Source organism: Streptomyces sp. NBC_01296 (assembly GCF_035984415.1).
Taxonomy (GTDB): domain Bacteria; phylum Actinomycetota; class Actinomycetes; order Streptomycetales; family Streptomycetaceae; genus Streptomyces.
The window spans coordinates 4,468,058-4,486,156 of the sequence record NZ_CP130720.1; the positions used below are offsets into that span (position 1 = coordinate 4,468,058).

Below are 18,099 nucleotides of genomic sequence, written 5' to 3' on the forward strand. Positions count from 1 at the left end.
GACCCGGGACCGCGACCCCGGGCCCGGGACCGTGACCCGCTCAGACCCCGGCCTCCGCCGCGATCCGCCCGGACCGCACCGCCGCCAGCAGGTGCGCGTGGTCGGCCTCGCTCCGGTCGGCGTACGCCACCGCGAAGGTGGCCATCGCCTCGTCCAGCTCGTCGTTCTTGCCGCAGTACCCGGCCAGCAGCCGCGGATCGGCGCTGTGCGCGTGCGCGCGGGCCAGCAGGGCGCCGGTCATGCGCCCGTAGTCGTCGATCTGGTCGGCCGCCAGCGCCGCCGGGTCCACGCTGCCCTTGCGGTTGCGGAACTGCCGGACCTGGTACGGCCGCCCCTCCACCGTGGTCCAGCCCAGCAGGATGTCGGAGACCACCTGCATCCGCTTCTGCCCGGCCACCACCCGGCGGCCCTCGTGCTCCTCGACGGCAGATGCGAAGCCCAGCGCGGGCAGGTGCGGCAGCAGCACCGACGGCCGCGCCTCCTTGACCTGGAGCACCAGCGGCTCGCCCCGGTGGTCCAGCAGCAGCACCACGTACGAGCGGGTGCCGACGCTCCCGGTGCCGACCACCCGGAAGGCCACGTCGTGGATGGCGTAGCGGGCCAGCAGCGGCAGCCGGTCCCCCTGGAGGGTTTTCAGGTACGGGCCCAGCGAGTCCGCCACGGCCGCCGCCTCGGCGTCGCCGACCCGGCGCAGCACCGGCAGGGCGTCGACGAAGCGCCGCCCGCCGTCGGAGCCGGCCTCGGTGGACTTGGCGGCGAACCGCGCCGAGGTGTTGTTGCGGGCCTTCTCCGAGACCCGCTCCAGCGTGCCCAGCAGGTCGCGGGCATCGGTGTGGGAGACGAGCTCCTCGTCCGCGATGGCGTTCCAGGCGTCCAGCGCCGGCAGCTTGGCCAGCAGCCGCATGGTGCGGCGGTACGCGCCCACCGTGTCGTGCGCCGCGGCCCGGCAGGTGTCCTCGTCCGCGCCGGCCACCCGCCCGGCCAGGACCAGCGAGGTCGCCAGCCGCTTCAGGTCCCACTCCCACGGGCCGAACACGGTCTCGTCGAAGTCGTTCAGGTCGATGACGAGCCGGCCGCGGGCATCCCCGTACAGGCCGAAATTCGCCGCATGGGCATCGCCGCAGATCTGCGCGCCGACCCCGGTGACCGGGCCGCCGGACAGGTCGTGCGCCATCAGCCCGGCCGATCCGCGCAGGAACGCGAACGGGTTCGCGGCCATCCGGCCCACCCGGATCGGCGCCAGCTCGGCGACCCGCCCGACGTTGGACTCCTCGACCGCCTGCACCGCGTCCGGCCGCCCGGCCGGCGCCTCGAAGTGCGCGTGCGCCGAGCGCGGCACCCGCATGCGCAGCGCCTTGCCCGCCTCCTTGGGCGAGCCCGCCACGGCCCGCGGGGCGAACCCGTCGACCGCGGGTATCCGCCCGCCGCCCGTCGTCCCGTCCGGCTCCGCAACCCGCTGCTCCGGTACCGCCACCATCCGTGCCGCCCCCGCCCGTACCCGTCGTACTGTCCCGGCCAACATCATCAATTCGGCCCGACCGTATCTAGAGCCCGGCGTCCCTGGCCAGCAGGGCGGCCTGAACCCGGTTCTCGCAGCCCAGCTTCGCCAGGATCCGGCTCACGTACGTCTTCACCGTCGCCTCGCTCATGTGCAGCCGCCGGCCCGCGTCCGCGTTGGACAGCCCCTCGCCCAGCAGCGCCAGCACCCCGCGCTCGCGCTCGCTCAGCTCCGCCACCCGGCGCCGGGCCTCCTCGCCGCGCCCCGCGGCCTGCCCCGAGGCCAGCTGGTCGACCACGTGCCGGGTCGCCCCCGGCGAGAGGTACGCGTCCCCGGCCGCGGCCGCCCGCACCGCGCCGATCAGCTCGCCCGGCGCCGAATCCTTCAGCAGGAACCCCGCGCCGCCCGAGCCGAGCGCCCGCAGCACGTTCTCCTTCTCCCCGAAGGTGGTCAGGATCAGCGCCCGGACCTCCGGTGCCGCCCGCCCCAGCTCACCGAGCGCGGTCAGGCCGTCCATCACCGGCATCTGGATGTCCAGCAGCATCACGTCCGGCGCGTGCGCGCGGGCCAGGTCCACGGCCTCACGGCCGTTCGCCGCCTCCGCGACGACCTCGATGTCCGGAGCCGAGGTCAGGATCATCCTGATCCCGGCCCGGATCAGCGGCTCGTCGTCAGCGATCACCACTCGGATCACCTTGGCTGTCACCCGCGCTCCTACTGCTCGACCTCGTACGCCTGCTTGTCGACGAGCTTGCCGTCCTTGAAGCAGAACCGGAAAACGGTATCGGTGGAGAGCCCCGAGTCGTCCGACGACAGCAGTGCCAGACACTGGGCGCCCTCCGGCCGCTCCGGTCCCTTCCGGTCCAAGCCGTCGGTGAGGAAGCTCTCGCCGTCGGGGAGCCGGCTGCGGACCGCCTCCTCCGGCTCGCCCACCTGCACCCTGTCGTAGTCGTCCTGGCTGATCATCGCGCTGCCCGCCGTGCCCATCAGCAGCACCACCCCGGCCCCGAGCACGATCACCAGCAGCACCACCGCCGCGAAGGCGATCCCGCAGCCCATCGCGAGGCCCCCGGTCCGGCTGCGGCTCCGTACGGCCAGCTCCCGGTCCACCGCCGCCCAGTCCATCGGCGGCGCACCCGCGAGCCCCAGAGCCTGCGCCTGCTGCCCGAAGTCGTCGGCGATGTCCTCCACGCCCGCCGGCTCCGTCCCGTACGGCAGCACCCCGGCCACCCGGAACCCGCCACCCTCGGTCGTGCCCGCGTGCACCATCCCGCCGACCAGCCGGGCCCGTTCGCGCAGCCCCGTCAGCCCCTGTCCGCCCGACACCACCTCGCCCGTGCCCGGCCCGGCCGCGGGCCCGTTGGCGATCTCCACCACCAGCGAGTCGTCCTCGTACCGCAGTTCCACCGAGATCGGCGCCCCCGGAGCGTGCTTGTACGCGTTGGTCAGCGCCTCCTGCACGATCCTGTACGCCGCGTGGTCGCAGGCCGCGACCAGCGGCCTCGGCCGCCCCGCCGAGGTCATCCGTACGTCGGTCCCCGCGCTCCGCGCCGCCTCGACGATCCCGGTGATCCCGGCCACCCCGCGCGCCGCGGGCTGGGCCTCCTCGACCGGCACCGGCGCCTCGACGCCGTCCCGCATGATCCCGACGACCTCGCGCAGCTCGTGCATCGCCGCGACCGAGGCCTGCCGCAGCACCCCCACGGCCTCGCGCTGGCGGTCGGTGAGCTTCGGGTCCACCTCCAGGGCGCCGGTGTGCACGGAGATCAGCGCCAGCTGGTGGCCCAGGCTGTCGTGCATGTCCTGGGCGATCCGCTGGCGCTCGCGCAGCCGGGCCTGCCCGGCGACCATCGCGCGCTCCCTCATCAGCTGCCCGTTGCGCTCCTGGAGCGCCTGCAGCAGGGTCCGGCGCTGCGACCAGTAGCGGCTGGCCAGACCCGGCATCACCGTCATCGCGAGGAACATCAGCGTGGAGAAGACGATCACCAGTACGGGCCGCTTGTCGGACCACGCCTGCAGCACACCGAAGCCGACCGAGGCGAGGAAGGCCAGCGTGAACGCGGTCAGCGCCCGGCCCACCCCGACGATCCTGCGCCCCGCCGACCAGCCCAGCAGGATCATGACCAGGAACGAGCCGGGCAGGAACGGGGACACCGCCGCCGCCACGACCAGGGTCGCCGCCGGCAGGCGGCGCCGCAGCAGCGTGAGCAGCACCACAGCCGCGGCGCTGCCGATCATCCGCTGCACGCTGCCGTTGTCGAGCTCCTCGACCCCCAGGCCGAGCAGCGCGATCAGCCCGGCGATCACCAGGTCCCCCGCCAGCATCCGCCGGGTCCACGGCTCGGGGCCCGTCAGCCAGTCCCAGCCCGCCCGCATCCTCGCCGTCGCATCCACGCGACCGACCCTAGACACCCGCGCCCCCGCCCGGCCGCCCTCTTTCGTCGCGCCCTGCGTGACGAAAGTCGTACGGCCGACACCGCGGCCGCAGCGGCCACGGCCCCCAACTCCCGGCGCACGAAACGGGATCGGCCCGCCGGCGGTCCGCAAGGACGACCCGCTCGAGATCAACACCCCACCAGGGCACGGGAAAAGCGAAACGGCCGCCATCGCTTTCGCGATGACGACCGTTTCGTCGATGTGGGCGAGGGGGGATTTGAACCCCCACGTCCCGAAGGACACTGGCACCTGAAGCCAGCGCGTCTGCCGTTCCGCCACTCGCCCGAGCAGCTCCCCAGTGGATCTTCCCTTTCGGTCCGTTCCCCTGGCGACGTCGAAACATTAGCACGTCGGACGGGGTGGATTCACATCGCTTTCCCCGCCCCCGTCGACCCCGCTCCGAATGCCCCTCCCGCACCGCACGTCCGGTGCGGGACACTGTCCCCTGAGCACCCCTACGATCCCTTGTGAGGACCAACACTCCTGCGCATGGGACCCGGGGGGAACCAGCCGAATCCGCCACGCGTGGATACGATCAGTAAGCAGTACAGGGCGACAACGACGGAGGAGGTGCCCCATGGGAGTCCTGAAGCGGTTCGAGCAGCGACTCGAAGGTCTGGTGAACGGCACCTTCGCCAAGGTGTTCAAGTCCGAGGTCCAGCCCGTCGAGATCGCCGGCGCGCTCCAGCGCGAGTGCGACAACAACGCGACGATCTGGAACCGCGAGCGGACCGTTGTCCCCAACGACTTCATCGTCGAGCTCAGCACCGGCGACTACGAACGCCTGAGCCCCTACTCCGGCCAGCTCGGCGACGAGCTCGCGGGCCTCGTCCGCGACTACGCCAAGCAGCAGCGCTACAGCTTCATGGGCCCGATCAAGGTCCAGCTGGAGAAGGCCGACGACCTCGACACCGGGCTCTACCGGGTCCGCAGCCGTACGCTGGCCTCCAGCACCTCCCAGGCGCAGCCGTCGGCCCCCCCGAACCAGCAGGGCGGCTACGGCTACCCTCCGGTCGCCGCACCGCCGATGCCGGCCGGACCGCCCCCGGGCGGGGCCGCGCGCCGGCCGGGCGGCGGCGGCCCGGCCCCCGTACCGACAGCGGGCGCCACCCGGCGCCACTGGATCGAGATCAACGGCACCCGCCACCAGATCTCGCGCCCCACGCTCGTACTCGGCCGAAGCACCGAAGCCGACGTGCGGATCGACGACCCCGGCGTCTCGCGCCGGCACTGTGAGATCCGGACCGGAACGCCCTCGACGATCCAGGATCTCGGGTCCACCAACGGCATCGTGGTGGACGGGCAGCACACCACCCGCGCTACGCTCCGCGACGGCTCGCGGATCGTCGTGGGCAGTACCACCATCATTTACCGGCAAGCCGAAGGGTGAAGCGGGGGCAATGTCAGAGCTGACCCTGACGGTCATGCGGTTGGGTTTCCTGGCCGTTCTGTGGCTGTTCGTCATCGTGGCCGTCCAGGTCATCCGCAGCGACCTCTTCGGTACGCGCGTCACGCAGCGCGGTTCGCGCCGCGGCAGCGCCGCGTCCGGAGCGCCGGCGCAGGCCGGAGGCCGGCAGACCGCCGCGCCTCCGCAGCAGCGCCAGCGCCGCGGAGCGCCGACCAAGCTCGTCGTCTCGGAGGGCACCCTCACGGGCACCACCGTCGCCCTCGCGGGGCAGACGATCACGCTGGGCCGGGCACATGACTCCACGATCGTGCTGGACGACGACTACGCCTCCAGCCGCCATGCCAGGATCTATCCCGACCGTGACGGCCAGTGGATCGTCGAGGATCTCGGGTCCACCAACGGCACGTATCTCGACCGGACCCGGCTGACCACCCCGACGCCCATTCCGCCGGGCGCCCCGATCCGCATCGGCAAGACCGTCATCGAGCTGCGGAAGTAGTACGAGAATGAGCGAGCGGAGCGAGCGAGCCGCGGCAGTCCGGCCCACCCAGGACACGGACCCGAGCGCGCTCCCGACCGGAGGGTGGGCAGTGTGGCTCGAGACCGGTTGTACCCGGAGGAAGCGTCGACTGGGCAGGTGCGCATGAGTCTGTCCCTGCGGTTCGCCGCCGGATCCCACAAGGGCATGATCCGCGAGGGCAACGAGGACTCCGGCTATGCCGGGCCCCGTCTCCTCGCCGTCGCCGACGGCATGGGCGGCCAGGCCGCCGGCGAGGTCGCGAGCTCCGAGGTGATCTCCTCGCTCGTGCAGCTCGACGACGACGTCCCGGGCTCCGACATCCTCACTTCGCTCGCCACTGCCGTGCAGCGCGCGAACGACCAGCTGCGCGTCATGGTCGAGGAGGACGCCCAGCTCGAGGGCATGGGCACCACCCTGACCGCGCTCCTGTGGACCGGCCAGCGCCTCGGACTCGTCCACGTCGGCGACTCCCGCGCCTACCTGCTCCGCGACGGCGTCCTCACGCAGATCACCCAGGACCACACCTGGGTGCAGCGCCTCGTCGACGAGGGCCGGATCACCGAAGAGGAAGCCACCACCCACCCGCAGCGCTCGCTCCTCATGCGGGCGCTCGGCAGCGGTGACACCGTCGAACCCGACCTCTCGATCCGCGAGGTCCGTACCGGCGACCGCTACCTGATCTGCTCCGACGGCCTGTCCGGCGTCGTCTCGCACCAGACCCTGGAAGAGACGCTCGCCGGCTACCACGGCCCCCACGAGACCGTGCAGGCCCTGATCCAGCTCGCCCTGCGCGGCGGCGGACCGGACAACATCACCTGCATCGTCGCGGACGTCCTCGACACCGACAGCGGCGACACCCTCGCCGCCCAGCTGAACGACACCCCGGTCGTCGTCGGCGCGGTCGCCGAGAACCAGCACCAGCTCTTCGACGGCGGCAACGCCATGCAGACCCCGGCGGGCCGCGCCTCGGGCCTGGGCCGCCAGGCCCCCCCGCCGGCCGGCGCCTTCGGGCCCCCCGGCAGCGGCGAGGCCCCCGGCTACGGATACCCCGACCAGGGCCAGGGCGGCGGCACGTACGGCAGCTTCGGCGAACCCGATCCGTACGACGACGACTCCCGCTACGACGACACGTACGACCACCCCCGCCGGCGCCGCAGCAAAGGGCGCAAGTGGACCACCCGCACCCTGATCCTGCTGATCGTCGCCGGTGTCGTCGGAGGCGGCCTCTACGCCGCCCACCGCTGGACCCAGACCCAGTTCTACATCGGCGTCAAGGGCGAGCACGTCGCGCTGTTCCGCGGCATCAGCCAGAACCTCGGCCCGCTGGAGCTCTCCAAGGTGGAGAACGACCGCACCGACATCGAACTGAAGTACCTCCCGCCCTTCAAGCGCAAGCTGGTCGAGGCCACCATCACCGAGACCAGCCTCGACGGCGCCCGTCAGAAGATCGACGAACTCGGCGCCCAGGTCACCGCCTGCAAGAAGGACGAGGAGCGCCGCGCCGCGGAAGCGCAGAACCCACCAGCACCCGGCCCCAGCCTGACTCCCTCGGAGCAGTCGCTGGTCGGCCTCTGCGGCAAGCAGTAGTAGACACCCGCGGGCACAGGGGGCCTGCCACACCATGAGCGTTGTCACCAACACGACCACCATCGGCGCCATCGAGCTGCCGAGCCGGCGGAACACCGAGCTCCTGCTGCTCGTTTTCGCCGTGGTCATCCCGATCTTCGCCTACGCCAACGTGGGCCTGTCGATCCACGGCAAGCTGCCTCCCGGCATGGTCGCGTACGGAGGCGGCCTCGCCGTCCTCGCCGGCATCGCCCACCTCGTGGTGCGCCGCTACGCGAAGTACGCGGACCCGCTGCTGCTGCCGATCGCGACACTGCTCAACGGGCTCGGCTGCGTCCTGATCTGGCGGCTCGACCAGTCCGAGCGGCTGCAGAACCTGGCCAAGCGGAGCTTCGGCCACTTCTCCGAGTCGGCCCCCCGCCAGATGATGTACACCGCCGTGGCCATCGCCCTGTTCGCCGGCGTGCTGCTGCTGCTCAAGGACCACCGCACCCTGCAGCGGTTCACGTACATCTCCATGGCGGCCTCGCTGGTCCTGCTGATCCTGCCGGTCGTGCCGGGCCTCGGCGCCGACGTCTTCGGCGCGAAGATCTGGATCAGCGTCGGCGGCTTCTCCATCCAGCCCGGCGAGTTCGCGAAGATCGTCATCGCGATCTTCTTCGCCGGCTACCTGATGGTGAAGCGCGATGCGCTCGCCCTGGCCAGCCGCCGCTTCATGGGCCTCTACCTGCCGCGCGGCCGCGACCTCGGCCCCATCCTGATGATCTGGGCGATGAGCCTGCTCGTCCTCGTCTTCGAGAACGACCTCGGCACCTCGCTGCTCTTCTTCGGCATGTTCGTGATCATGCTGTACGTGGCCACCGAGCGCACCAGCTGGATCGTCATCGGCCTGGTCATGAGCGTGGCCGGAGCCGGCGTCGTCGGCGCGACCGCCAGCCACGTCAAGGTCCGCGTCAACGCCTGGCTCGACCCCTTCGCCTGCTACTCCAAGTCGGGCGCCTGCGAGCAGGTCGGCCAGTCGATCATGAGCTTCGGCTCCGGCGGGGTCCTCGGCACCGGCTGGGGCCAGGGCAACTCCGACCTCATCGGATTCGCCGCCAACTCCGACTTCATCTTCTCCACGGTCGGCGAAGAGCTCGGCCTCGCGGGCGTCATGGCCTTCCTCCTGCTCTACGGCCTGATCATCGAGCGCGGCGTGCGCACCGCCCTCGCCGCCCGCGACCCCTTCGGCAAGCTCTTCGCCATCGGTCTCTCCGGCGCCTTCGCCCTGCAGATCTTCGTGGTCGCCGGCGGTGTCATGGGCCTCATCCCCCTGACCGGCATGACCATGCCCTTCCTCGCATCCGGCGGTTCGTCCGTCCTCGCGAACTGGGCCCTCATCGGGATCCTCATCCGGATCAGCGACACCGCACGCCGCCCCGCCCCGGCACCGGCACCGTCCCCCGACTCCGAGATGACCCAGGTGGTCCGCCCGTCATGAACAAGCCCCTGCGCCGCATCTCGATCTTCTGCGGGCTGCTCGTCCTCGCCCTGCTGATCCGGACCAACTGGCTCCAGTACGTCCAGGCCGAGGAACTCAGCACCCGCAAGGAGAACCGCCGGGTCCAGATCGCCCAGTACGCCACCCAGCGCGGCAACATCATCGTCGCGGGCGGCAAGGCCATCACCGGGTCCGACACCACGGACGGCAGCGACTACAAGTACAAGCGGACCTACATCGACGGACCGCTCTGGGCGCCCGTGACCGGGTACGCCTCCCAGGCCTTCGGCTCCACCCAGCTCGAGTCCCTCGAGGACAAGATCCTCACCGGCAACGACGACCGGCTGTTCTTCGACCGCACGATCGGCATGTTCACCGGCGAGAAGAAGGCCGGCGGCAACGTCGTCACCACGCTGATGCCGGAGGCCCAGCAGGCCGCCTTCGACAAGCTCGGCACCAAGACGGGCGCCGTCGCCGCGATCGACCCGCGCACCGGCGCCATCCTGGCCCTGGTCAGCACCCCCTCGTACGATCCGTCCAGCTTCGCCGGCAACTCCAAGACCGACGAGAAGGCCTGGGTCGAGCTGAAGGACAGCGCGGAGAAGAAGCTCGTCAACCGCGCCCTGCGCGAGACCTACCCGCCCGGCTCGACCTTCAAGGTCGTCACCGCCGCGGCCGCCCTGGAGCACGGCGTCGTCACCGACATCAACGCGCCGACGGACACCCCCGAGCCGTTCCTGCTGCCGACGACCAAGACCCCGATGGTCAACCACGCCAAGGGCTGCGAGAAGGCGACCCTCAACTTCGCGCTCCAGGTGTCCTGCAACTCGGTCTTCGCCAACGTCGCCGACAAGGTGACGAAGGACAAGATGCTGGAGACGGCGCAGAAGTTCGGCTTCAACAACGACAAGATCGACACCCCGGTCCGGGCGTTCGCCAGCGTCTACGACAAGAACATGGACCGGCCGAGCAACTCGCTCTCCGCGATCGGCCAGTACAACACCGCCGCCACCCCGCTCCAGATGGCGATGGTCGCCGCGGCCGTCGCCAACGACGGCAAGCTGATGAAGCCGTACATGGTCGACCAGCTCACCGCTCCCAACCTCGACATCATCGAGAAGCACGAGCCGCAGGAGATGAGCCGCCCGCTCTCGCCCGGCAACGCGCAGAAGCTCCAGCAGATGATGGTCAACGTCGTCGAGAACGAGAACGGCACCGGCGGCAAGGCCAAGATCAGCGGCGTCACCGTCGGCGGCAAGACGGGCACCGCCCAGCACGGCGAGAAGAACGCCAAGCGCCCCTACGCGTGGTTCATCTCCTACGCCAAGACCGACAAGGGCTCCCCGGTCGCCGTCGCCGTCGTCATCGAGGACAGCGAGGCCGACCGCGAGGACATCAGCGGTGGCGGCCTCGCGGCCCCGGTCGCGAAGGCCGTCATGGAAGCCGTCCTGAAGAACCAGGGCTGACGGGGGAGCGCAAAGACCAAAAGGGGCGCAAAAGCCGAACTGGAGTGATCCACATCACTGTTCCCGCCCGGATCCGAGCGTACGGTACCGGTCCTGTATCAGCCTGTGGTCACGAACCGATCACCGACGATCGGCCGGTAGCCTTTGCGCGAACAGCACACCGCCGGACCACACACGGGTGCGGTCGGGACTGACGGAGAGGGCTGCAACGTTATGGAAGAGCCGCGTCGCCTCGGCGGCCGGTACGAGCTGAGCCACGTGCTCGGCCGCGGTGGCATGGCCGAGGTCTACCTCGCCCACGACACCCGGCTCGGCCGTACCGTCGCCGTCAAGACCTTGCGCGCCGATCTCGCCCGCGACCCGTCCTTCCAGGCCCGGTTCCGTCGCGAGGCCCAGTCGGCCGCGTCGCTGAACCACCCGGCGATCGTCGCCGTCTACGACACCGGCGAGGACTACGTCGACAACATCTCCATCCCGTACATCGTGATGGAGTACGTCGACGGTTCCACCCTGCGTGAGCTCCTGCACTCCGGCCGCAAGCTGCTGCCCGAGCGCACCCTGGAAATGACCATCGGCATCCTCCAGGCCCTCGAGTACTCGCACCGCGCCGGAATCGTGCACCGCGACATCAAGCCGGCCAACGTCATGCTCACCCGCAACGGCCAGGTCAAGGTCATGGACTTCGGCATCGCCCGTGCCATGGGCGACTCCGGCATGACCATGACGCAGACCGCGGCCGTCATCGGCACCGCCCAGTACCTCTCCCCTGAGCAGGCCAAGGGCGAGCAGGTCGACGCACGCTCCGACCTCTACTCCGCGGGCTGCCTGCTGTACGAACTCCTCAGCGTCCGGCCGCCGTTCATCGGCGACTCCCCGGTCGCCGTCGCGTACCAGCACGTACGGGAGGAACCCCAGCCGCCGTCGAACTTCGACCCCGAGATCACGCCCGAGATGGACGCGATCGTGTTGAAGGCGCTGGTCAAGGACCCCGACTACCGCTACCAGTCCGCCGACGAGATGCGCGCCGACATCGAGGCCTGCCTCGAGGGCCAGCCCGTTGCCGCGGCGGCCGCCATGGGCGCCCCCGGCTACGGCTACCCCGACCAGGGCCACGGCTACGGACAGCAGGGCTACGACCAGCCCACCACCGCCCTGCGCGCCGCCGACTCCGGCCAGACCTCCATGCTCCCGCCGATGCCCCAGGGCGACGGCGGATACAACGGCTCCGCCGGGTACGCCGGCCAGGGCGGCTACGACCAGGGCGGCCACGGCCGCCGCCAGCAGAAGAAGAGCAAGGCCTCGACGATCCTGCTGGTCACGGCCGGCATCCTCGTCCTGGTCGGCGCCATCCTCATCGGCCGCTCCCTCTTCAGCGGCGGCGCCGACAACCGGCCCAGCGTGCCGAAGCTCATCGGCGTGACCCTCGAGCAGGCGCAGAAGACCGGCGACAACGTCGGCCTCAAGGTCGAGAAGGAAGCCGACGAGGCCTGCGAGAACCAGCCCAAGGGCGCGATCTGTTCGCAGAACCCGGCGCCCGACACCAAGGTCGACAAGGGCTCCACGGTCAAGGTCAAGGTCTCCTCGGGCGCACCGAACGTCGACGTGCCCGACGTCCTCAACGTGAAGTTCGAGGACGCCGAGAAGGCGCTCAAGGACAAGGGTTTCGCGGTCGAGAAGAAGACCCAGGAGTCCGACCGGACCGCCGGCACCGTCCTGGACCAGACCCCGAAGAGCGGCGGCAAGGCCCCGAAGGGCTCGACCGTCACGCTGACGGTCGCCAAGGAGCAGTCGAAGTCCGACATGCCTGACCTCCTCGGGAAGACCAGGGAGGCAGCGGTCAAGGCTCTGAACGACGCCAAGCTCAAGCTGGGCAGCGTGACGGAGGTCGACTCGCCCGGTGCCCCGCCGAAGACGATCGTCCAGCAGCAGTACCTGGCGGGCGAGCAGCTCGCCGTGGGGACGACCGTCAATGTGCAGATCGCCAAGGCGGGCCAGCAGACCCAGGTCCCGCAGCTGATCACCAAGACCGTCGCCCAGGCCAAGGCGGACCTCGCGAGCCGGGGCCTGAGCCTCCAGGTCATCGCGGGTCCGACGGACGACAAGGCGATCGTCATGCAGACCGATCCGCCGGCGGGCACGCCCGTCGAGGCGGGCCGGGTGATCAACGTCCAGACGGTGGCCGGCCCGCAGGACGGCGGCAACAACAACGGCGGGACGTTCTTCGGCGGCCTGACGGGCGGCCGGCGCTAGCCGACGGCGTTCCACGCGGAGACGTACGAAAGCCCCTGTGAGCGGCTCTGAGGCCGCTCACAGGGGCTTTCCCGTGTCCGCGTGGGGTCGGGGTCCGTCCGTGTCAGCGCAGCTCCGCCGGGAGCGTGCGCTGCGCGTCCACCTTCTGCGTGCGCACCAGCTCGCCCCAGACGATGTACCGGAACTTCGACGTGTACACCGGCGTGCAGGTGGTCAGCGTGATGAAACGGCCGGGAGCCGTCCGCCCCGACTCCTTCGGGACCGCCGAGATCACGTCCACGTTGTACTTCGAGGTCTGCCGCAGCTCCGCGAAGACCTTGTACACGTACCAGGTGTCCCGCGTCTCGAAGACGACCGCGTCGCCGTCCTTCACCTTGTCGATGTTGTGGAACTTCGCCCCGTGCCCGTCCCGGTGCGCCGCCAGCGAGAAGTTCCCCGACGGCTCCCACGGCAGGGCCGCCTTCACCGGGTCGGTGTAGTACCCGGCCACGCCGTCGTTGAGGACGTCCGGCGCCGTGCCCCGCTTGACCAGGACCTCGCCGTTCTTCATCGCCGGCACGTGCAGGAAGCCGATGCCGTCCATGGTGTCCAGCGCCCCCGGCGCCGCGGGCGCGTTCGCCCCCGGGGCGCTCTGCCACTGCCGGCGGACGTCGTCTCCGCGCGCCGAGGCCTGCCGGTCCGCGAGGACGTTCGTCCACCACAGCGAGTACGCGACGAACAGGCCCAGGACCAGGCCCACGGTGATCAGGAACTCGCCCAGCAGGCTCAGGAACCCGGCGAGCACACTGCGGCTCTGCTGGGGCGGCGGTGCGGCACGTGACACTGCTTGTTCGTCCTTACGGGCTGGTCAGCGCGGGCGGAGCACCCTGGCTGCGGGGGCGTTCACCGGTCATCCTGCCCCATACGATCATCCGGTAGGTGCTCGTGAACTCCGGGGTGCAGGTCGTCAGCGTGATGTACCGGCCCGGGGAGGTGAAACCCGACCCCTCCGGCACCGGTTTGATCACCGACACGTTCGTCGGCGGCGTCTGCGCCAGCGACGAGGTGATCTCGTACGTGTAGTACGCGTCCCGCGTCTCGACCACGACGGGGTCGCCCGGCACCAGCCGGTTGATGTAGCGGAACGGTTCGCCATGGGTGTTGCGGTGGCCCGCCAGCGCGAAATTGCCCTGCTGGTCGGCCGGCATCGCCGTCTTCAGCGCGCCGTCCCCGTAGTGCCCGACCATCCCCTTGTCGAGCACCTTCGGCTTGCTGATCCCCTCCGCCACGGGCACCTTCACGTCCAGCTTCGGGATGTAGAGGATCGCGAACCCCTGCCCCGGCTCGAACGCCGAGACGAGCGGCGCGGCGGCCCCGCCCGGGTCCCGCTCCCAGGTCTGCCGCAGCGAACCCGCCGCCCCGTTCGCCGTCCGCTCCGCCAGCACGTTCGTGTACCAGAGCTGGTAGGCGACGAACAGCAGCATCACCACGCCCAGCGTGATGAACAGCTCCCCGGCGAGCCGGCTCGCGACGACCGCCGGGCCGCCCGACTCGGGCCGCCTGCGCCGCCGCCCGCCTCCCCGCCTCCGCGAGCGCTTCGCGGCCTCCTGAGCTGCCCTGCGCCGCGCGGCCCGGCCCTGCGTGGGCGCGGACGGCGCGACCGCGGTCACGCGACGGCCTTGCCCACCACCGGGGCCAGCCCCACCGAGCGCTCGACGGCCCCCGCGTCCCCGCAGCGCACCAGCCAGTTCGCGAGCATCCGGTGGCCCCACTCGGTCAGCACCGACTCGGGGTGGAACTGCACGCCCTCGACGTCGTGCTCCCGGTGCCGCAGCCCCATGATGATCCCGTCCTCGGTACGCGCGGTGACCTCCAGCACGTCCGGCAGGGTCCCCGGCTCGGCCGCGAGCGAGTGGTAGCGGGTCGCCGTGAACGGCGAAGGCAGCCCCTCGAAGACGCCGAGGCCCCCGTGCACCACCGGCGAGGTCTTCCCGTGCAGCAGCTCGGGCGCCCGGTCCACGACGCCGCCGTACGCGACGGCCATGGACTGCATGCCCAGGCACACGCCGAAGACCGGGACCCCGGTGTCGGCGCAGTGGCGGACCATGTCGATGCAGACGCCCGCCTGCTCCGGCGTTCCCGGTCCGGGCGACAGCAGCACGCCGTCGAAGCCGTCCTGCGCGTGGGCGAGTTCGACCTCGTCGTTGCGCAGCACCTCGCACTCGGCGCCGAGCTGGTACAGGTACTGGACCAGGTTGAAGACAAAGCTGTCGTAGTTGTCGACAACCAGAATGCGCGCGCTCACGGAGTGGCTCCCGATCCCTCGTCCACCGTTACGTCGTTGAACGGGAGCAGCGGCTCGGCCCACGGGAAGACGTACTGGAACAGCACGAAGACCACCGCGAAGACCAGTACGAGGGAGATCAGCGCGCGAATCCACGCGTTGCCCGGCAGATGCCGCCAGATCCAGCCGTACATGCCGTCTGTTTCCTTATCCGTCCACGAACAACCCACCGCACCGCGGGGGCGGTACGCAAACAGACTAAAGGCAGCGGCCCGGCCCGGTGGGTCAGCTCGGCAAACCCTCCGGGCGGCCCTGGGCGACCGTCCGGGTCTGCGTCAGCTCGGCCCACACGACCAGCCGGTGGCTGTGGCCCCATTCCGGATCGCAGGTCGTCAGCGTCAGGTACCGGCCCGGGCCCGTGAACGGCGACCTGCGCGGCACCGGGTCGACCACCCCGACGTCGGTGGGCAGTGTGCGCAGCGGCTCGCTGCGGACCGTGTACGTGTACCAGGCCGTCGCGTCCTTGAGGATCACGGCGTCGCCGGGGCGCAGCTCGGGGAAGTCCTTGAAGGGGTCGCCGTAGGTCCGCCGGTGGCCCGCCACCGAGAAGTTCCCGGCGGCGCCGAGGCTGGCCGTGCCCGCGTAGTGGCCGAGGCCCTTCTTCAGCAGCTCCGTACCGGTGCCCTCGAGGACCGGCTTGTTCCAGTCCGGGCCGAAGCGCGGGATGTACATCTCGGCGAAGGCCCGGCCCGGGGGGTACGCGGGCCCGTCCTGCGCCGGCGGGGAGGGTGCGGGCTGCGGGGCGGCCGGGCTCGCGGACGGGGCGGACGGGACGGGGGCGGCCGGGGCGGGTGCGGGGGCGGCGGCCGAGGCCCAGCGGTCGCGCATCCGCGCCATCTCCCCGTCCATGGCCCGGTCGGCCTTGACCCCGGTCCACAGCAGGACGTACGCGACGAAGAGCACGATCAGCGTGCCCGCCGTCAGGCACACCTCGCTGAAGGTCCGCACCACCAGGCGCAGGACGGCGTCACGGCGTGCTGGTCGCGGAAGAGGCATCCAGCGGCTTCGCATAGTGGAGGTCCACTGTGCCGGAGTACCCGGGGAGTGTCAGCTCCTTGTGCTCGTCCACTTTCCACCCGAGCCCGTACGCCGTCACGTACAGCTGGTAGTTCTGCAGGGCCGGGGAGGCGGCGAGCGCCTTGCGCAGCGCGGCCGGGTCGCCGACCGCCGACACCTTGTACGGGGGCGAGTAGACGCGGCCCTGGAGGATCAGCGTGTTGCCCACGCAGCGCACCGCGCTGGTGGAGATCAGCCGCTGGTCCATGACCTGGATGCCCTGGGCGCCGCCCTGCCACAGGGCGTTCACCACGGCCTGGAGGTCCTGCTGGTGGATCACCAGGTCGTTGGGCTGCGGCTCGGGCACGTTGGGGATGCGAGCCGTGGCGTTCGGCGGGGCGTCGTTCAGGGTGACCGTGAGGCCCTTGCCGGACAGCGGCTCGGTGCCGGAGGCGACACGCAGGGCGGCCAGTTTCGCGTCCTCGGCCTTGGTGCTGCCGTCGTCACGCTCTGCGAGCGCGTCCACCCGGCTGCGGACGGCCGCGGTGCTCTGCTCGAGCAGCGCATTGTTCTGGCTGCGCTCGTGGATCAGGTCCGAGAGCTTGAGGAGCGAGGCGTCCGTCCGGATGTTCGTACCCTTGGACGTGTTGAAGCTGGTGACGAAGATGAGGCCGGCCAGGGCGAAAACGGCGGCGGTCAGCAGCCGGACCGGTTTGGCCCGGCGACGGGGACCCACGGAGGAGTCGTCGGAATTGCTCAACGTACCCTTCTCCTTCAACGCCACAGGTCCACTACGCTAACGGACGCCCGGGGCAGGCCAGGTCCCCAGCGCATCGACAGGAGAGCCCCTCGTGCCGAAGTCACGTATCCGCAAGAAGGACGACTACACGCCGCCGCCGGCGAAGCAGGCGCAGACCATCAGGCTGACCAACCGCAGCTGGGTCGCCCCGGTCATGCTGGCGTTCTTCCTGATCGGTCTCGCGTGGATCGTCGTCTTCTACGTGACCGAGACCCAGCTGCCGATCGAGGCACTGGGCAACTGGAACATCGTGGTCGGTTTCGGCTTCATCGCGGCGGGGTTCGGCGTCTCCACTCAGTGGAAGTAGCCGGGCCCGGTCCGAGCGCCGACAAGCACAGGCGCACCGGGTCCGACAAGCTCTCCCCATGAGTTATCCACAGCGTCATCCACACCTGAGGAAAAGACAGAAGATCTGTGGATAACCCTGTGGAGTGTTGACGCCGGTGTGATCAGGTGAGTTCGGCCGTACGGATCAGGACCACCGCCGCTGCCAGCAGGAATGCCGCCGCGCAGGTCCCCCACTGGACGAGCGTGCGCTTCCTGCCGGCGGCCGGTCCCACCATGCCCAGACCGACCAGCAGGCCGGTCACCAGGCCGCCGATGTGGGCCTGCCAGGACACGGACAGGCTGCCGCCGAAGGGCACGAAGGTCAGCACCAGCATGAGCACGACCATGGTGATCACCGGCCGCATCTCGTAGCGCAGCCGGCGCACCAGGACGACGGTGGCGCCGAGCAGGCCGAAGATGGCGCCGGAGGCGCCGAGGGTCGGTGTGTTCGGAGCGGTCAGCAGATAGACGAGGGCGCTTGCGCCCAGGCCCGACAACAGGAAGACGGCGAGGTAGCGGGCCCGGCCCAGGGCCGCTTCCAGCGGGCCGCCGATCACCCACAGGGCCAGCATGTTGCCCGCGATGTGCCACCACTCCACGTGCAGGAACACCGAGGTCAGCAGCCGGTGGTACTGGCCGGTGGAGACGCCCTCGACAGGACCGCCGAAGTACTCGACGTACCGCCCGAGCAGCTCCAGCTGGACGACGACCGCCGGCGCGAGCTGCCCCACCAGGAACACCGCGACGTTGATCCCGATGAGGATCTTGGTGACGAGGTGGGGATCGGCGGCCACCACCCCGCCCGCCACGGTGCGCGGCGCGTTCGCTGCCGGGCCGTGGCCGGTGCCGGAGCCGTCACGGACGCATTCGGGGCACTGGAAGCCGACCGAGGCGCTGATCATGCACTCGGGGCAGATGGGCCGCTCGCAGCGCGTGCAGCGGATCCCCGTGTCGCGGTCCGGGTGGCGGTAGCAGCCCGGCAGACGGTCGGTGTCCATCGGTCCCCTCGATCAGCGGCGGGGGCAGGGCG

General features: G+C 70.7%; 17 protein-coding genes and 1 tRNA gene. 7 read left to right on the top strand and 11 right to left on the bottom strand.

Annotation, left to right across the window (positions count from 1 at the left end; all coding sequences use genetic code 11):
• Positions 1-40 precede the first annotated feature (40 nt).
• The 4 genes from OG299_RS20145 to OG299_RS20160 all read right to left on the bottom strand — a co-directional run bounded on the left by OG299_RS20145 (position 41) and on the right by OG299_RS20160 (position 4,219).
• Positions 41-1,525, bottom strand: coding sequence for a DUF2252 domain-containing protein (locus OG299_RS20145; protein WP_405706364.1), 1,485 nt, complete (start codon positions 1,523-1,525; stop codon positions 41-43).
• Positions 1,526-1,544: 19 nt separating this feature from the next.
• Positions 1,545-2,204, bottom strand: coding sequence for a response regulator (locus OG299_RS20150; protein WP_327362216.1), 660 nt, complete (start codon positions 2,202-2,204; stop codon positions 1,545-1,547).
• A gap of 8 nt (positions 2,205-2,212) precedes the next feature.
• Positions 2,213-3,874: a sensor histidine kinase gene (locus tag OG299_RS20155; protein ID WP_266633393.1), complete on the bottom strand. Its 1,662-nt coding sequence runs from the start codon at positions 3,872-3,874 to the stop codon at positions 2,213-2,215.
• Positions 3,875-4,136: 262 nt separating this feature from the next.
• A tRNA-Leu gene (locus OG299_RS20160) sits at positions 4,137-4,219 on the bottom strand.
• 292 nt (positions 4,220-4,511) lie between these two features.
• Between OG299_RS20160 and OG299_RS20165 the strand changes: the two genes are divergently transcribed.
• From OG299_RS20165 to pknB, 6 genes are all read left to right on the top strand, one after another.
• Positions 4,512-5,324 carry an FHA domain-containing protein gene (locus OG299_RS20165; protein ID WP_327362217.1) on the top strand — a complete coding sequence of 271 codons (813 nt, stop codon included), beginning with the start codon at positions 4,512-4,514 and terminating at the stop codon, positions 5,322-5,324.
• A 10-nt stretch (positions 5,325-5,334) separates the two neighbouring features.
• Positions 5,335-5,841, top strand: coding sequence for an FHA domain-containing protein FhaB/FipA (locus OG299_RS20170; protein WP_266627537.1), 507 nt, complete (start codon positions 5,335-5,337; stop codon positions 5,839-5,841).
• Between the two features lie 144 nt (positions 5,842-5,985).
• Complete coding sequence (locus OG299_RS20175; RefSeq protein WP_327362218.1) at positions 5,986-7,449, top strand: PP2C family protein-serine/threonine phosphatase; 1,464 nt, start codon at positions 5,986-5,988, stop codon at positions 7,447-7,449.
• Between the two features lie 34 nt (positions 7,450-7,483).
• On the top strand, positions 7,484-8,908 hold the full coding sequence (locus OG299_RS20180) for an FtsW/RodA/SpoVE family cell cycle protein (RefSeq protein ID WP_266627541.1): 1,425 nt from the start codon (positions 7,484-7,486) through the stop codon (positions 8,906-8,908).
• Entirely contained in the window at positions 8,905-10,374 is a 1,470-nt protein-coding gene (locus OG299_RS20185) for a peptidoglycan D,D-transpeptidase FtsI family protein (protein WP_266627543.1), read from the top strand. The genes OG299_RS20180 and OG299_RS20185 overlap by 4 nt, the downstream gene beginning before the upstream one ends.
• Positions 10,375-10,587: 213 nt before the next feature.
• On the top strand, positions 10,588-12,624 hold the full coding sequence (gene pknB / locus OG299_RS20190; RefSeq protein WP_327362219.1) for a Stk1 family PASTA domain-containing Ser/Thr kinase: 2,037 nt from the start codon (positions 10,588-10,590) through the stop codon (positions 12,622-12,624).
• 103 nt (positions 12,625-12,727) lie between these two features.
• Here pknB and OG299_RS20195 read toward each other — a convergent pair whose 3' ends face one another.
• The 6 genes from OG299_RS20195 to OG299_RS20220 form a co-directional block, all read right to left on the bottom strand.
• Positions 12,728-13,447, bottom strand: coding sequence for a class E sortase (locus tag OG299_RS20195; protein ID WP_266627546.1), 720 nt, complete (start codon positions 13,445-13,447; stop codon positions 12,728-12,730).
• 13 nt (positions 13,448-13,460) lie between these two features.
• Positions 13,461-14,273 carry a class E sortase gene (locus OG299_RS20200; RefSeq protein ID WP_442817522.1) on the bottom strand — a complete coding sequence of 271 codons (813 nt, stop codon included), beginning with the start codon at positions 14,271-14,273 and terminating at the stop codon, positions 13,461-13,463.
• Positions 14,270-14,908 carry an aminodeoxychorismate/anthranilate synthase component II gene (locus OG299_RS20205; RefSeq protein WP_266627547.1) on the bottom strand — a complete coding sequence of 213 codons (639 nt, stop codon included), beginning with the start codon at positions 14,906-14,908 and terminating at the stop codon, positions 14,270-14,272. The genes OG299_RS20200 and OG299_RS20205 overlap by 4 nt, the downstream gene beginning before the upstream one ends.
• On the bottom strand, positions 14,905-15,081 hold the full coding sequence (locus OG299_RS20210) for a hypothetical protein (RefSeq protein ID WP_030292686.1): 177 nt from the start codon (positions 15,079-15,081) through the stop codon (positions 14,905-14,907). Before OG299_RS20210 ends, OG299_RS20205 begins: the two co-directional genes overlap by 4 nt.
• A gap of 91 nt (positions 15,082-15,172) precedes the next feature.
• Entirely contained in the window at positions 15,173-15,943 is a 771-nt protein-coding gene (locus OG299_RS20215) for a class E sortase (RefSeq protein ID WP_327362220.1), read from the bottom strand.
• The gene (locus OG299_RS20220) at positions 15,915-16,703 is read right to left on the bottom strand and encodes a DUF881 domain-containing protein (protein WP_266627550.1); all 789 of its coding nucleotides are present in this window, start codon (positions 16,701-16,703) and stop codon (positions 15,915-15,917) included. Before OG299_RS20220 ends, OG299_RS20215 begins: the two co-directional genes overlap by 29 nt.
• A 91-nt stretch (positions 16,704-16,794) precedes the next feature.
• Between OG299_RS20220 and crgA the strand changes: the two genes are divergently transcribed.
• The gene (gene crgA / locus OG299_RS20225) at positions 16,795-17,049 is read left to right on the top strand and encodes a cell division protein CrgA (protein ID WP_030153143.1); all 255 of its coding nucleotides are present in this window, start codon (positions 16,795-16,797) and stop codon (positions 17,047-17,049) included.
• A gap of 142 nt (positions 17,050-17,191) precedes the next feature.
• Here the strand turns inward: crgA and OG299_RS20230 are convergent, their stop codons facing one another.
• Entirely contained in the window at positions 17,192-18,067 is an 876-nt protein-coding gene (locus OG299_RS20230; RefSeq protein ID WP_327362221.1) for a rhomboid family intramembrane serine protease, read from the bottom strand.
• Positions 18,068-18,099 lie beyond the last annotated feature (32 nt).

What these genes read in the sequence shown, in the direction of transcription:
- OG299_RS20145 (WP_405706364.1), bottom strand. Translation starts at nt 1,525, where the DNA reads ATGATGTTGGCCGGGACAGTACGACGGGTACGGGCGGGGGCGGCACGG.
- OG299_RS20155 (WP_266633393.1), bottom strand. Translation starts at nt 3,874, where the DNA reads ATGCGGGCGGGCTGGGACTGGCTGACGGGCCCCGAGCCGTGGACCCGG.
- OG299_RS20165 (WP_327362217.1), top strand. Translation starts at nt 4,512, where the DNA reads ATGGGAGTCCTGAAGCGGTTCGAGCAGCGACTCGAAGGTCTGGTGAAC.
- OG299_RS20170 (WP_266627537.1), top strand. Translation starts at nt 5,335, where the DNA reads ATGTCAGAGCTGACCCTGACGGTCATGCGGTTGGGTTTCCTGGCCGTT.
- OG299_RS20175 (WP_327362218.1), top strand. Translation starts at nt 5,986, where the DNA reads ATGAGTCTGTCCCTGCGGTTCGCCGCCGGATCCCACAAGGGCATGATC.
- OG299_RS20180 (WP_266627541.1), top strand. Translation starts at nt 7,484, where the DNA reads ATGAGCGTTGTCACCAACACGACCACCATCGGCGCCATCGAGCTGCCG.
- OG299_RS20185 (WP_266627543.1), top strand. Translation starts at nt 8,905, where the DNA reads ATGAACAAGCCCCTGCGCCGCATCTCGATCTTCTGCGGGCTGCTCGTC.
- pknB (WP_327362219.1), top strand. Translation starts at nt 10,588, where the DNA reads ATGGAAGAGCCGCGTCGCCTCGGCGGCCGGTACGAGCTGAGCCACGTG.
- OG299_RS20210 (WP_030292686.1), bottom strand. Translation starts at nt 15,081, where the DNA reads ATGTACGGCTGGATCTGGCGGCATCTGCCGGGCAACGCGTGGATTCGC.
- OG299_RS20215 (WP_327362220.1), bottom strand. Translation starts at nt 15,943, where the DNA reads ATGCCTCTTCCGCGACCAGCACGCCGTGACGCCGTCCTGCGCCTGGTG.
- OG299_RS20230 (WP_327362221.1), bottom strand. Translation starts at nt 18,067, where the DNA reads ATGGACACCGACCGTCTGCCGGGCTGCTACCGCCACCCGGACCGCGAC.